The organism is Pseudomonas sp. URMO17WK12:I9 (genome assembly GCF_900230165.1).
GTDB classification, from domain to species: domain Bacteria; phylum Pseudomonadota; class Gammaproteobacteria; order Pseudomonadales; family Pseudomonadaceae; genus Aquipseudomonas; species Aquipseudomonas fulva.
Genome location: NZ_OCMQ01000004.1, coordinates 39,272 through 52,411, shown reverse-complemented (window position 1 = coordinate 52,411; position 13,140 = coordinate 39,272). Strand labels below are relative to the sequence as shown.

The 13,140-nt window shown below is 60.8% G+C and carries 13 protein-coding genes; 6 read left to right on the top strand and 7 right to left on the bottom strand.

Translation table 11 applies throughout. The features are described from left to right. The first annotated feature begins 109 nt into the window (after positions 1-109). Both CRP40_RS10460 and CRP40_RS10455 read left to right on the top strand, forming a co-directional pair. Entirely contained in the window at positions 110-1,084 is a 975-nt protein-coding gene (locus tag CRP40_RS10460; RefSeq protein WP_027915346.1) for an OmpA family protein, read from the top strand. Between the two features lie 121 nt (positions 1,085-1,205). After that, positions 1,206-2,423 carry an argininosuccinate synthase gene (locus CRP40_RS10455; protein WP_023535267.1) on the top strand — a complete coding sequence of 406 codons (1,218 nt, stop codon included), beginning with the start codon at positions 1,206-1,208 and terminating at the stop codon, positions 2,421-2,423. A 50-nt stretch (positions 2,424-2,473) separates the two neighbouring features. Here the strand turns inward: CRP40_RS10455 and CRP40_RS10450 are convergent, their stop codons facing one another. Next, positions 2,474-2,926 (bottom strand): hypothetical protein, encoded by a 453-nt coding sequence (locus tag CRP40_RS10450; protein WP_027915345.1) that lies wholly within the window; start codon positions 2,924-2,926, stop codon positions 2,474-2,476. A gap of 338 nt (positions 2,927-3,264) precedes the next feature. Here CRP40_RS10450 and CRP40_RS10445 point away from each other — a divergent pair, with 338 nt between their 5' ends. Further along, positions 3,265-3,888 (top strand): response regulator transcription factor, encoded by a 624-nt coding sequence (locus CRP40_RS10445; protein ID WP_023535252.1) that lies wholly within the window; start codon positions 3,265-3,267, stop codon positions 3,886-3,888. Between the two features lie 108 nt (positions 3,889-3,996). Here the strand turns inward: CRP40_RS10445 and CRP40_RS22005 are convergent, their stop codons facing one another. The 3 genes from CRP40_RS22005 to metG form a co-directional block, all read right to left on the bottom strand. Then, entirely contained in the window at positions 3,997-4,173 is a 177-nt protein-coding gene (locus tag CRP40_RS22005) for a hypothetical protein (RefSeq protein WP_027915344.1), read from the bottom strand. A 102-nt stretch (positions 4,174-4,275) separates the two neighbouring features. Beyond that, a complete protein-coding gene (gene nth, locus CRP40_RS10435; protein ID WP_027915343.1) occupies positions 4,276-4,914 on the bottom strand; it encodes an endonuclease III in 639 nt (212 codons plus the stop codon). Between the two features lie 126 nt (positions 4,915-5,040). Next, positions 5,041-7,083 (bottom strand): methionine--tRNA ligase, encoded by a 2,043-nt coding sequence (gene metG, locus CRP40_RS10430; protein ID WP_027915342.1) that lies wholly within the window; start codon positions 7,081-7,083, stop codon positions 5,041-5,043. A 157-nt stretch (positions 7,084-7,240) separates the two neighbouring features. Here metG and apbC point away from each other — a divergent pair, with 157 nt between their 5' ends. Further along, positions 7,241-8,335 carry an iron-sulfur cluster carrier protein ApbC gene (apbC, locus tag CRP40_RS10425; protein WP_027915341.1) on the top strand — a complete coding sequence of 365 codons (1,095 nt, stop codon included), beginning with the start codon at positions 7,241-7,243 and terminating at the stop codon, positions 8,333-8,335. 182 nt (positions 8,336-8,517) lie between these two features. On the opposite strand, the gene CRP40_RS10420 is transcribed toward apbC, so the two are convergent. After that, entirely contained in the window at positions 8,518-8,727 is a 210-nt protein-coding gene (locus tag CRP40_RS10420) for a cold-shock protein (protein WP_016488765.1), read from the bottom strand. Between the two features lie 348 nt (positions 8,728-9,075). Between CRP40_RS10420 and dcd the strand changes: the two genes are divergently transcribed. Both dcd and CRP40_RS10410 read left to right on the top strand, forming a co-directional pair. Next, positions 9,076-9,642, top strand: a complete 567-nt coding sequence (gene dcd, locus CRP40_RS10415) for a dCTP deaminase (RefSeq protein ID WP_023535255.1) — start codon at positions 9,076-9,078, stop codon at positions 9,640-9,642. A gap of 95 nt (positions 9,643-9,737) precedes the next feature. Continuing rightward, positions 9,738-9,962, top strand: coding sequence for a hypothetical protein (locus CRP40_RS10410; RefSeq protein ID WP_027915340.1), 225 nt, complete (start codon positions 9,738-9,740; stop codon positions 9,960-9,962). Between the two features lie 6 nt (positions 9,963-9,968). On the opposite strand, the gene pdeM is transcribed toward CRP40_RS10410, so the two are convergent. Beyond that, positions 9,969-10,622 (bottom strand): ligase-associated DNA damage response endonuclease PdeM, encoded by a 654-nt coding sequence (pdeM, locus tag CRP40_RS10405; RefSeq protein ID WP_027915339.1) that lies wholly within the window; start codon positions 10,620-10,622, stop codon positions 9,969-9,971. A 73-nt stretch (positions 10,623-10,695) separates the two neighbouring features. Then, positions 10,696-13,140 (bottom strand): ligase-associated DNA damage response DEXH box helicase, encoded by a 2,445-nt coding sequence (locus CRP40_RS10400; protein WP_027915338.1) that lies wholly within the window; start codon positions 13,138-13,140, stop codon positions 10,696-10,698.

Here is a 13,140-nt window from a genome sequence, read left to right as displayed (position 1 = left end):
AACTCAAGCCGCAATGCTACCGGAAAAGCCCCTCCAGAGCACAGGTATCAAGTTTTCCCGCGACTGCCCGATAGCGTAAAGGTGAGTGTCGAATTATGTGGAGCCCGCCGTGCGCCAGCGTTACCTAGCCTTGTTTATCGTGTTTGCCAGCTTGCCGGCCGGCGCGTTGACGTTTCAGACGCGCATGGAAAGCATTGCCTGGACGGTGGAGGGCGACGCGTTCGAATGCCGGCTGACCCAGCCGATAGACGGTTTCGGAAGCGGCGAATTCGTGCGTCGTGCCGGTGAGCAACCGGTGTTTCGCCTGCGCTCACAGACCAATGCGCTCGGCGCCGGCGGTGCCACCTTGCTGGCGGCAGCAGCACCCTGGCAACCTGGGCGCGGGGACATCAACCTGGGCAATGTGCGCATGGCGCGCACCGGCGTGCTCTTCAACTCATCCCAAGGCCAGGCCAGTCGGTTGATCAATGGCCTGCTCGATGGCCGCAGCGCCGTGGTGCGCAATTACACCGGGGAGGGGGGCAGGGCAATGGAAGTGCGCGTACTGCCGGTCAGTTTCGCCAAGGCCTACAGCGACTACCAGGCCTGCGCCAGCAAGCTGCTGCCCATGAACTACGACCAGGTACGCCAGACCCAGGTGGGCTTCCCGGGTGGCGGCATTGTGCTGGATCAGGCTGCCAAGGCCCGACTGGATGTGCTGCTCGAGTACATGAAGGCCGACCCCAGCGTCAATCAGGTGGCCTTGGACGGGCATTCCGACAACAGCGGCAACCGGTTGACCAACCGCGACGTGTCCCGCCGGCGAGCCCTGGCGGTCGCCGATTACCTCATGGCCCACGGCGTGCCTGAAAGTCAGATAACCGTGCGTTTCCACGGCGAGCGTTACCCGCTGGCCAAGAACAACAACGCCGGCAATCGGGCCCGTAACCGGCGGGTCAACATCGAGCTAGAGCGAGGCCCTGTCCAGGCGCAGCCCACACAAAAGGTCGCCGAGGCGCCCGCTGCTCCCGCTGCTCCCGCTGCTCCCGCGCAGGCTGCGGGTACCACGACGCCGGCCCAAGGCAAACCCGCCATGGCCAAGTAGCGGCCGTCGCGCCATCGACAATTCTTGTCGCTTTGTCGTCAGAAGCTGTCGCGCCTCTATAAATTGAGCCTCAACGCCGTTAGAATCGGGCCTTTTCCGTACAACCCCGTGGAGTGATGGCATGGCGGACGTAAAAAAGGTCGTACTGGCGTATTCCGGCGGCCTTGATACTTCGGTGATTCTCAAGTGGCTGCAAGATACCTACAACTGCGAAGTGGTGACGTTCACCGCCGACCTGGGGCAGGGCGAAGAGGTCGAGCCGGCGCGCGCCAAGGCTCAGGCAATGGGCGTCAAAGAGATCTACATCGACGACCTGCGCGAAGAATTCGTGCGTGATTTCGTGTTCCCGATGTTCCGCGCCAACACCGTATATGAAGGCGAGTACCTGCTGGGTACTTCCATCGCCCGTCCGCTGATTGCCAAGCGTCTGATCGAAATCGCCAACGAAACCGGTGCCGACGCCATCTCCCACGGCGCTACCGGCAAAGGCAACGACCAGGTTCGGTTCGAACTGGGCGCTTATGCCCTCAAGCCTGGCGTCAAGGTCATCGCGCCATGGCGTGAATGGGACCTGCTCTCGCGCGAGAAGCTGATGGACTACGCCGAGAAGCACGGTATCCCGATCGAGCGTCATGGCAAGAAGAAGTCCCCTTACTCGATGGACGCCAACCTGCTGCACATCTCCTATGAAGGCGGTGTGCTGGAAGATACCTGGACCGAGCACGAAGAAGACATGTGGCGCTGGAGCGTTTCGCCCGAAAACGCCCCGGACCAGGCAACCTACCTGGAACTGACCTACCGCAACGGCGACATCGTCGCGATCGACGGTGTAGAGAAGAGCCCGGCCACTGTCCTGGCTGATTTGAACCGCATCGGCGGCGCCAACGGCATCGGTCGACTGGACATCGTCGAAAACCGCTACGTGGGCATGAAATCGCGTGGCTGCTACGAAACCCCTGGCGGCACCATCATGCTCAGGGCGCACCGCGCCATCGAGTCGATCACCCTGGACCGCGAAGTCGCTCACCTCAAAGACGAGCTGATGCCCAAGTACGCCAGCCTGATCTACACCGGTTACTGGTGGAGCCCGGAGCGCGTCATGCTCCAGCAGATGATCGACGCCTCCCAGGTCAATGTGAACGGTGTCGTGCGTCTGAAGCTCTACAAGGGCAACGTTACCGTAGTCGGCCGCAAGTCCGACGACTCGCTGTTCGATGCCAACATCGCCACCTTCGAAGAAGACGGCGGTGCCTACAACCAGGAAGACGCGGCGGGCTTCATCAAGCTCAATGCGCTGCGTATGCGCATCGCTGCGAACAAGGGCCGTTCGTTGCTCTGATGCAGCAAGCCGCTCTGCAAGAACCCGGCCTAGTGCCGGGTTTTTTGTCTTTACTCCAGCGGGCTGACTGAAAGCCGGACACACTGGCCCCTCGGCACATTGCAGAACTGCCAGGTGCGAGCCGGCTCAGGCGCTTGTGCGAGCGCTTGCAACAACTCCTTTTCCATCAACTGACTTGCCTCTGGCCCGCTGAACATGAAGGTCATCGGCTCCCCATGCGCGATTGCGCTTGGCGTGGTCGTGGAGGTGATCTTGCGGGCACTCTGCGCACTGTCCACAGCTTCAGTGCGCGATCCAGCAGGCGTATAGAAGGACTTGTAATTGAAGTTCAGCGTCAGGAAGAACAAAGCGGTCAGAAAGAAGGGAAAACCAACCAGGAACCACGTGTAAAGCGTCTGGCTGGCTTCGCTGAGAAAAGGCAAGGTAGCCAGGGCGGAGGCTTCGATTATCCCAGCAAAGATGGCGACAATTGTCAGCGGAGCAACGGGTTGTGCTTGATTCATGGGCCTTCTCCTGCGCTTTCGTTACATCTATAGCCTAGGATCTTGCTCAGCTAAACCCTGCACTATTTCCATGCCGCGGCTGCGCCTGGCTAGCGTTCGAAGCTTAATGAAAACCGTTGTCCGCGGTTGATGTGAAAGTTTCGGGAGTTGTCATCCCGGGGAGTGTTATCCGCTTTTTTATAATTAGCTTGTAACAACTCTTCATATTGTGTGTAGGAAACTTCCGTAAGTTTAGTAATCCGTGTCTGTACGTCCGTTTCTAGGCGAAAACGCCGCGCCATGAGTTCTTCTCTCGGTTATCGTAGCCTGCCAATGCAATAGCAATGAATGGATATCGCATGAACAAAGTGCTTATCGTGGATGATCACCCTGTGATACGTCTGGCCGTACGCATGCTGATGGAGCGGCATGGGTACGATGTCGTCGCTGAAACGGACAACGGAGTGGCCGCGCTGCAACTGACTCGGCAACATCTTCCCGATATCGTCGTGCTGGACATCGGCATACCCAAGCTCGACGGCCTCGAAGTCATCGGCCGCATGGCCAGTTCCAGCCCCTGCAGCAAAGTGCTCGTACTGACCTCCCAGGCACCCGGCAACTTCTCGATGCGGTGCATGCAGGCAGGGGCGGCAGGGTACGTGTGCAAGCAACAGGAACTGACCGAACTGCTCAGCGCGATCAAAGCCGTGCTATCGGGCTATAGCTACTTTCCCAACCAGGCGCTGCACGCCTCGCGAGGGCGCAGCGGCGGCAGTGAAGCGGAAATGGTCAATCGCCTTTCGGCAAGGGAGATGACGGTGCTTCAGCAATTGGCGCGGGGCCGTTCGAACAAGGAAATCGCCGACAGCATGTACTTGAGCAACAAGACGGTCAGTACCTACAAGTCTCGGCTGCTGCTCAAGCTAAACGCTCGGTCATTGGTGGACCTGATCGAGCTGGCGCAGCGACAGGGGTTGAACTGATGGTATGCAGAGCCTCCTCCAGGGGAGCTCTGCGCCGAATTCGAGGCCCTGAACGGCGCAGTCAGGGGAGGGAACGGGGCCATCGAAGGCCCGCCAGCGACCACCTCCCTAGAGGTCGTAATCGAAATCGGCCAGTTGCTTTTGCAATCGACGTTCTTCCAGCAGATTGTCGATGGTGCGACGCTTGCTCAAATTGGTTTTCGCCGGTTCCACGTGCGGCTCGACCTCTTCTTCAGCTGTCACAAAATCATCTTCAATCGCGAGGTCGTCTTTATCAGTGCTCATGAGTCGCTCCACGGCAAGGGCCAATGGCCGACCTTATAACCATAAAGTGAGCGCTGGTAAAAAAGATTTTTTCAATCGAAGCGCAGTGTTTTTACTATTGCTTCAATCATCAGTGGTCTTGTGCTTGTATTCGCACAGGTCCTCGATTCGGCAACTGCCGCATCTGGGCTTACGGGCCTGACAGACATAGCGGCCATGCAAGATCAGCCAATGGTGTGCGTCGAGCAAGTAATCCTTGGGGACGAACTTGAGCAGTTTTTTTTCCACCTCCAGCACCGTCTTGCCCGGGGCGATGCCTGTGCGATTGCTGACGCGGAAGATATGGGTATCCACAGCCATCGCCGGTTGGCCAAACGCCGTATTGAGCACTACGTTGGCTGTCTTGCGGCCCACGCCCGGCAAGGCTTCGAGGGCCTCGCGCGTGTCCGGCACCTGGCCGCCGTGCCGCTCAATGAGCAGACGACAGGCCGCGATGACGTTCTTGGCCTTGCTGTTGTAGAGCCCAATGGTCTTGATGTACTGGATCAGTCCGTCGACACCCAGCGCGTAGATAGCCTCAGGGGTATTGGCGACTGGAAAAAGTCGCGCTGTCGCCTTGTTCACACCGACATCGGTGGACTGCGCGGAGAGGGTCACGGCTACCAGCAGCTCGAAGGGTGTGGTGTAAGCCAGCTCGGTTTTGGGTGTCGGGTTATCTTCGTGCAGTCGACGGAAGATTTCTCGACGTTTGACGGCATTCATGAATTGGCAGCGTTCCTGGAGAACGTGAGCAGTCACTTGGACGCGCCTGCTCTAGGCAAAGCGCAGCAGCCCGTGGCTGCGCGCCATTGTCGCAAGGCGGAGCCCAATGCAGGCTCCGCTTGTGGGTCACTTGATGCGCTGACCGGGCTTGGCGCCGCTGTCGGGGCTGAGCAAGTAGATTTCTTCACCGCCAGGGCCAGCGGCCATCACCATCCCTTCAGAGACGCCAAAACGCATTTTGCGTGGCTTGAGGTTGGCGACCATCATGGTCAGCCGGCCTTCGAGCTGGGCGGGATCAGGGTAGGCAGACTTGATGCCGGAGAAAACGTTACGGCGTTCATCACCGATGTCCAGGGTCAATTGCAGCAGCTTGTCAGCACCCGGTACGGCTTCGGCCTTGACGATCAATGCCACGCGCAGGTCGACAGCGGCAAAGGTATCGAAGTCGACTTCCGCCGACAGCGGGTCCTTGTGCAGCTCGCCATTACCCACAGGTGCCTTGGGCTCCTCGGCGGCCAGCAGGTCTTCCTTGCTGGCCGCGATCATGTCTTGCACCTTGGCAGGCTCGATGCGGCTGAGCAGGGCCTTGAACGGGTTGAGCGTGTGATTTTCCAGGCGAGAGCGGTGATCGTCCCAGGTCAACGGTGCGACATTCAGGAAGGCCTCGGCATCGGCCGCCAGCACGGGCAGCACAGGCTTGAGGAAAATCACCAGTTGGCGGAACAGGTTGATGCCCTGAGCGCAAATGGCTTGCACTTCATCCTGCTTGCCCTCCTGCTTGGCCAGCGACCAGGGCGCCTTGTCGGCGATCCAGGCATTGGCACGGTCGGCCAGTGCCATGATCTCGCGCATGGCGCGTGCGAAGTCGCGGCCCTCGTAGGCCTCGGCGATGGACGGCGCAGCTGCCTGGAAGGCTTCTGTCAGCTCTGGCGCCGCATCACCGGCCACCATCACGCCGCCATTGCCTTTGTGGATGAACCCGGCACACCGGCTGGCGATGTTGACCACCTTGCCCACCAGGTCGGAGTTGACCTTCTGCACGAAGTCTTCGAGATTCAGGTCCAGGTCATCGACCCCGCGACCAAGCTTGGCTGCGTAGTAGTAGCGCAGGTATTCGGGTTGCAGATGGTCGAGATAGGTACGGGCCTTGATGAACGTGCCCCGCGACTTGGACATCTTCGCACCGTTGACGGTTAGGTAGCCGTGCACGTTGACCGCGGTCGGCTTGCGCAAGCCCGCACCTTCGAGCATGGCGGGCCAGAACAGGGCGTGGAAGTTGACGATGTCCTTGCCGATGAAGTGGTAAAGCTCGGCGGTGGAGCCTTGGTTCCAGAAGGCGTCGAAGTCCAGGTCCGGGCGGCGCGCGCACAGGTTCTTGAAGCTCGCCATGTAACCGATTGGCGCGTCCAGCCAGACGTAGAAGTACTTGCCAGGCTCGCCAGGGATCTCGAAACCGAAGTAGGGCGCGTCGCGGGAGATATCCCACTCCTGCAGACCGGCATCCAGCCATTCGGCGAGCTTGTTGGCCACGGCGTCCTGCAACGTGCCGCTGCGCGTCCACTGCTGGAGCATGGCCTGGAAGTCGGGCAGTTTGAAGAAGAAGTGCTGGGAGTCGCGCAGCACCGGTGTAGCACCTGAAATGGCAGACTTGGGGTCTTTCAATTCGGTCGGTGCATAGGTCGCGCCGCATTTTTCGCAGTTATCGCCATACTGGTCTTCGGCCGCGCACTTCGGGCAGGTGCCTTTGATGAAGCGGTCTGCCAGGAACATGCCCTTTTCAGGGTCGAAGTATTGGGTCACCGAGCGGGTAGAGATGTGCCCCGCCTCGCGCAGTCGGGTATAGATCATGCCCGACAGCTCACGGTTTTCTTCGCTGTGGGTGGAGTGGAAATTATCGAAGTCCACCAGGAAGTCAGCAAAGTCGGCGCTGTGCTCAGCTTGTACGTTGGCGATCAGTTGCTCTGGCGTGATTCCTTCCTTCTCGGCCCGCAGCATGATGGCCGAGCCGTGTGCATCATCGGCGCAGACATAGATGCACTGATTGCCGCGCAGCTTTTGAAAGCGGACCCACATGTCTGTCTGGATGTACTCGAGCATATGGCCAAGATGGATCGATCCATTGGCATAGGGCAAGGCGCTGGTGACGAGAATCTGACGTGGCTCGGACATGGTGGCTCGGCTACTTATCTGGCGACGGGTGAAAATAAGGATGATCGGCCACTATAAAGGGCTGACGAATATATTTCACCCCGCGTACGCATCTGCTGACGATTGACGGGTTAGGATAGGCGCTTGTTTTACATTCAGTTTGCCAACGGGAGTGTCCATGAGTGCCCTCAATCGCGCCGCCATCGAAGCCGTGCTTCGCCAGTACACCGACCCCTATCTCGAGCAGGATCCGGTCACTGCCGGTTGCGTGAGTGCCATCGAAATCCAGAATGGGCGTGTCAGTGTACAGATGCAGCTCGGCTACGCCGCAGGCCTGTTCAAGCAAGGCTGGGCGCAGGTGCTGGAAACTGCGATCGGTAACCTTGAGGGGGTGACCCACGCCCAGGTGAACATCGAGTGCGTGATTGCGGCCCATAAGGGCCAGGCTCAGGTGCCCGGCATGGCCAACGTCAAGAACGTCATCGCCGTGGCATCGGGCAAGGGCGGTGTAGGCAAATCCACCACTGCCGCCAATCTGGCGCTGGCACTGGCCCGCGAGGGTGCGCGCGTTGGCATTCTCGATGCGGATATCTATGGCCCCAGCCAAGGTGTGATGTTCGGCATCCCCGAAGGTACTCGGCCGCAGATTCGTGATCAGAAATGGTTCGTGCCTATCCAGGCCCATGGGGTCGAAGTGATGTCGATGGCATTCCTGACCGATGACAATACCCCCATGGTCTGGCGCGGCCCCATGGTTTCGGGTGCGCTGCTGCAGTTGGTAACCCAGACGGCGTGGAATGATCTCGATTACCTGGTCATCGACATGCCGCCTGGCACTGGCGACATCCAGCTGACGCTGGCGCAGAAAGTGCCGGTTGCAGGTTCGGTCATCGTGACCACGCCGCAGGACCTGGCGCTGCTCGATGCCAGAAAAGGCGTGGAAATGTTCCGCAAGGTCAACATACCGGTGTTGGGCGTGGTCGAGAACATGGCCGTACACATCTGCTCCAATTGCGGCCATGCTGAGCACCTGTTCGGCGAAGGTGGCGGTGAGAAACTCGCCAGCCAGTACGGCGTCGATCTGCTGGCTTCGTTGCCGCTTTCGATGTTGATTCGCGAGCAGGCCGACAACGGCAAGCCTACGGCTATCGCCGAGCCCGAGAGCCAGATCGCCATGGTGTACCAGGAGCTGGCACGCAAAGTAGGGGCGCGTATCGTACTGCGTGAAGCGGCAGCGCCAGCGATGCCGAGCATCACTATCAGCGAAGACTGATCAAGATCGGAGGGCGGCTCGGTGAGTCGCTCGTGCTGACGGGCCGTGGTTGTTGGAGGCCGATCCATATTTAACGCGAGCCTTGACCACGGCCAGCATGCTCTGGCGCCTTCTGGCGAAATGACAGGCATAAAAAAACCCGCCGAAGCGGGTTTTTTTGAAAGCTAGAAAGCTCGATCGACTTAGGCGATCTGAACTTCTTCAGCCTGCATACCTTTCTGGCCGCGGGTAGCGACGAAAGTAACAGCCTGGCCTTCTTTCAGGGTTTTGAAGCCGTCAGCTTGGATGGCTTTGAAGTGCACGAACAGGTCGTCGCCCGACTGAGGGGTGATGAAGCCGTAGCCTTTCTCATCGTTGAACCACTTGACGGTACCGCTTTGACGATTGGACATTTTTCTGTCTCCTTGGACAATTTGATTTCGGTCAGGAAAAACCCCGCCCGGGACTGAGCGCAAAGAGAGCAGAAAATTCAGCGATGGGCCGATCAGGATCGTGCATCAAACTAGAGATTCTCGGTGTCACGTGCAGCACAGTGGCAACACCTTACCCCACTTTGCCCAAGCTGCCAATGGCCAGACGCCTCTTTACCCGAAAAGAGATCGACGGCAGCTGCAAGCCACGCCTTGCGGGCACTGTAGCGGCAGCGGGCGGCAAACGCCGGATGGAACTTTGAAGAGCGCGCCGGGACCGGTAAGATGCGCGTCTATCTTTACCTTGCAGACTCTTCAGGACATCCCGCCATGAGCATCAAATCGGACAAGTGGATTCGCCGCATGGCGCAGGAACACGGCATGATCGAGCCGTTCGTCGAGCGCCAGGTGCGTGGCGAACAGGATAACCGGGTCATCTCTTTCGGCGTTTCGAGCTACGGCTACGACGTGCGCTGCGCCGACGAATTCAAGGTCTTCACCAATATCAACTCGGCCACCGTCGACCCGAAGAACTTCGATGCCGGCAGCTTCGTCGACATCAAGAGCGACGTGTGCATCATCCCGCCCAACTCCTTTGCACTGGCACGCACCGTGGAGTACTTCCGCATCCCGCGCGACGTGCTGACCATCTGCCTGGGCAAGAGCACCTATGCGCGTTGCGGCATCATCGTCAACGTGACCCCGCTGGAGCCTGAATGGGAAGGCCACGTGACGCTGGAGTTCTCCAACACCACCACGTTGCCGGCCAAGATCTACGCCAACGAAGGGGTGGCGCAGATGCTGTTCCTGCAGTCGGACGAGCCATGTGAAGTGTCCTACCGGGACCGCGGCGGCAAGTATCAGGGCCAGCGTGGCGTCACCCTGCCACGTACCTGACCGACAGGCGTTGGGAATTTCACTGCCTTTTGACACTCCAACCTGTAACCCTGCCGATTTGCATAAAGCGGGTCGGCTGTTGTCAGGAGGTGCCAATGAAACTCCACCCAACGATCAGTGCGAAGTTGGCTGGCTTGCAGCCCAATCACATCGGGCTGCTGTCCTGGTCACTGCTGGCTGACCCATTGCCGATGAATGCTGGCGGTGTGCCAGGGCAGCCCGATCCGGACACGCCGCAGCCCGGCCAGCCGGGTGATACGCCCATGGAACCCGGTGAGCCTACCCTTCCCGATGAGCCGCCTCCCGCGCCTGTGGCCTGACGCATCTCATAGCGGCCATACCCGGCCGGCGCCCGCCAGATAGACCTGGCTGGTGCTGGCGGGCTCGATTTCCCAACCGCCCGTGAACTCCCCGAAAGCTGGCAACAGGCTGACGTGTTCGTCGATCAAAAAGCACGGTAGGCGAAGCCGTTGGCGGGCCCTGCCGCGCAATACGAAGACCGGGTGGACGTGCCCTGAAAGCACCGTGAGCGTCGGATGCTCCTTGGGTTCGTGTTGCAGGGCAAACGGCTCCACCACATAAGGTTCATCCACCACGTCGATCCCCAGCTCCACGGGTGGATCCCCTGCGTTGCGGTCATGGTTGCCGCGTATCAGCACGATGCTCAACCCGGGGTGACGTGCTCGCCAGGCTTGCACCCGGGCCAGCGTAGCCGGCGCCCGCGCAGTACGGGCATGCAGGAAATCACCCAGCACGATCAGTTGCTCGCACTCATGTTCGGCAAGCAGTGTGTCGAGCCGGGCCAAGGTGGCTTCGGTAGTGCCTCTGGGAACGGGTTGGTGCAAGGCCCTGTAGCTCGCCGCCTTGCCGATGTGCACATCGGCCAGCAGCAAGGCCTTGCGGGCCGGCCAATACACGGCTTTGTCCGGGAGCAGCCAGAGTTTCTGCCCGGCCAGTTCGATGGCGCAATGTGTCGTCATGTGTGGATCGCCAGGCCGTCGATGGCAAGCGAGATAACCGCTGCCCCATGAATGCGTTTGGTCGTTATCGGGTTCAACCTGCAATGCTCTCCAATTCCGCCACCATCCGCGCAATGCGGTCGGCCAGTTTTTCCGTGCTGAGGGTTTCACGCAGTCCTTCGACCAGCAGCGCGAACGCCAGCGGCCCGGTGCGCTCCATCACGCGCAAGTCCAGCCTGAGGTCGGTCAGCTTCAGTAGCTGGCCCCGAAGCCGATCGATTTCCAATTCTTCACTCAGTACCTCATCACGTGCCTGGCCCAGCAGCAGGTTGCCTGCATCGTGCTTGCGGAAGACCTCGTAGAACAGCCCGCTTGAGGCCTGGATCTGGCGCATGCTCTTTTGCGCCGCAGGATAGCCACCGAATACGAGCCCTGCGATCTGGGCGATTTCCCGGAACCGCCTCAATGCCATTTCCCCGGCATTGAGGCTGGCAAGCACATCCTCCAATAGATCTTCGGTACTCAACGCCCGGGGCAGGTAGCTGGCCCAATCCACCGGTCCAGGGCTAAGCAGCTCGAAGCCATAGTCGTTGACGGCGATGGAAACCGACAGCGGTTGCTCGCGGCTGACACGCCAGGCAATCAGGTTGGCCAGCCCCATGTTGGCCATGCGCCCGGCAAAGGGGTACACGAACAGGTGCCAGCCCTGCCTGGACTTGAACGTCTCTGCAAGCAGGGTCCCTGTCGTCGGAAGTGCCGACCACTGGGCTTGTACCGTGAGCAATGGCCTTACTGCGCGCATTTCAGGGCTATCGAAGCGCCCGTGCGCGGCGGCGTCAAGTTGTTGCACCACAGCGTCGGCCAGTTCGCTGGAAAGTGGCATGCGCCCGCCGTTCCAGCGGGCCACCGCCGCCTTTCGCGCGTTGCTGCGGCGTACATAGGCGGTCATGTTTTCCACGCGAACCAGCTCCAGCACGCGGCCGGCGAACACGAAGGTGTCCCCGGGCCTCAAGCGTGAGATGAACGCCTCTTCCACGCTGCCTAGGTTCTTGCCGCCACCGCCTTTGCTCCAGTATTTCAGGTGCAGCGAAGCGTCACTGACAATGGTGCCGATGCCCATCCGATGGCGGCGCGCCAAGCGCTCACTGGCAACCCGGTACAAGCCGTCGGGGTGCATTTCAACACGTTGATAGTCGGGGTAGGCGCTGAGCGAGCTGCCGCCATGGCAAACGAAGTCCAGTGCCCATTGCCACTGGCTGTCGCGCAGGTCGGCAAAGGCCCAGGTGCTGCGCACTTCAGCGAGCAGTTGCTGCGGATCGAACCCGCTGCCCAGGGCCATGCTGACCAGGTGCTGAACCAGTACATCCATGCACAGGCGCGGCGACCGGCGGCCCTCCAGGTGGCCTGCCGCCAGGGCCTGACGCATGGCGGCGGCTTCCACCATCTCCAGGCTGTGGGTAGGCACAAGGGTGATGCGCGAGCGCCGCCCAGGCGCATGCCCGGAACGCCCTGCGCGCTGCATCAAACGGGCGATCCCTTTTGCCGAACCGATCTGCAGGACGCGCTCGACCGGCAGGAAGTCCACGCCCAGGTCCAGGCTCGATGTACAGACGACGGCTTTGAGCGTGCCTTCCTTGAGGCTGCGCTCGACCCAGTCGCGGGTGTCACGTGCCAGGCTGGCGTGATGCAACGCAATCAGGCCCGCCCAGTCGGGGCGCTCTTCGAGCAGGGCCTGGTACCAGAGTTCGGCCTGCGCCCGGGTGTTGGTGAAGACCAGGCAACTGCTGCTGGCGTCGATTTCCCGGCTCACCTGCTTCAACATTTTCAGGCCGATATGCCCCGCCCATGGGAAGCGCTCGATGTGCTCGGGCACCAGGGTATCGACCTGCAGCACCTTGTCCTGGCGCCCGCGCACCAGCTGACCACCTTGGGGCAGCAACACGTCCAGGGCATGCTGCAGGTTGCCGAGGGTGGCCGACAACCCCCAGGTCGGCAGGCCAGGGTGCCAACGGCGCAGGCGGGCCAACGCCAGTTGCAGCTGAACCCCCCGCTTATTGCCGAGCAGCTCGTGCCACTCATCGACCACCACCATGCGCAGCGTCGCGAAGTCATTGCTGGCCTGGGCTCGGGTCAGCAGCAGCGTCAGGCTTTCAGGTGTGGTGACCAGCACGCTGGGCATGCGCCGGGCCTGGCGTGCGCGCTCGGCGCTGCCCGTGTCGCCGCTGCGCACGCCAACGCTCCAGGGCAGGCCCATCTCGTCGATAGGCGCCTGCAGCGCCCGAGCCGTATCGGCTGCCAGGGCGCGCATGGGGGTGATCCAGATGACCTGGAGTGGCGCCGCGTGACGCCCCTGGGCCTGGGCCTTGAATGCCCGCAGGGCCGCCAGCCAGACCGCATACGTCTTGCCAGCGCCGGTATTGGCATAAAGCAGGCCTGACTCCCCCCGCTCGACGGCGGCCCACACCTTGCGCTGGAAAGCGAACGGCTTCCAGCCGCGTTGAGCGAACCAGGCATTGGCAAGATCGGTGGTGGTGGGCAT

What these genes read in the sequence shown, in the direction of transcription:
- nth (WP_027915343.1), bottom strand. Translation starts at nt 4,914, where the DNA reads ATGAATGCCGTCAAACGTCGAGAAATCTTCCGTCGACTGCACGAAGAT.
- CRP40_RS10400 (WP_027915338.1), bottom strand. Translation starts at nt 13,140, where the DNA reads ATGCCCACCACCACCGATCTTGCCAATGCCTGGTTCGCTCAACGCGGC.
- CRP40_RS10420 (WP_016488765.1), bottom strand. Translation starts at nt 8,727, where the DNA reads ATGTCCAATCGTCAAAGCGGTACCGTCAAGTGGTTCAACGATGAGAAA.
- apbC (WP_027915341.1), top strand. Translation starts at nt 7,241, where the DNA reads ATGAGTGCCCTCAATCGCGCCGCCATCGAAGCCGTGCTTCGCCAGTAC.
- CRP40_RS10450 (WP_027915345.1), bottom strand. Translation starts at nt 2,926, where the DNA reads ATGAATCAAGCACAACCCGTTGCTCCGCTGACAATTGTCGCCATCTTT.
- metG (WP_027915342.1), bottom strand. Translation starts at nt 7,083, where the DNA reads ATGTCCGAGCCACGTCAGATTCTCGTCACCAGCGCCTTGCCCTATGCC.
- CRP40_RS22005 (WP_027915344.1), bottom strand. Translation starts at nt 4,173, where the DNA reads ATGAGCACTGATAAAGACGACCTCGCGATTGAAGATGATTTTGTGACA.
- dcd (WP_023535255.1), top strand. Translation starts at nt 9,076, where the DNA reads ATGAGCATCAAATCGGACAAGTGGATTCGCCGCATGGCGCAGGAACAC.
- CRP40_RS10445 (WP_023535252.1), top strand. Translation starts at nt 3,265, where the DNA reads ATGAACAAAGTGCTTATCGTGGATGATCACCCTGTGATACGTCTGGCC.
- CRP40_RS10455 (WP_023535267.1), top strand. Translation starts at nt 1,206, where the DNA reads ATGGCGGACGTAAAAAAGGTCGTACTGGCGTATTCCGGCGGCCTTGAT.
- CRP40_RS10410 (WP_027915340.1), top strand. Translation starts at nt 9,738, where the DNA reads ATGAAACTCCACCCAACGATCAGTGCGAAGTTGGCTGGCTTGCAGCCC.
- pdeM (WP_027915339.1), bottom strand. Translation starts at nt 10,622, where the DNA reads ATGACGACACATTGCGCCATCGAACTGGCCGGGCAGAAACTCTGGCTG.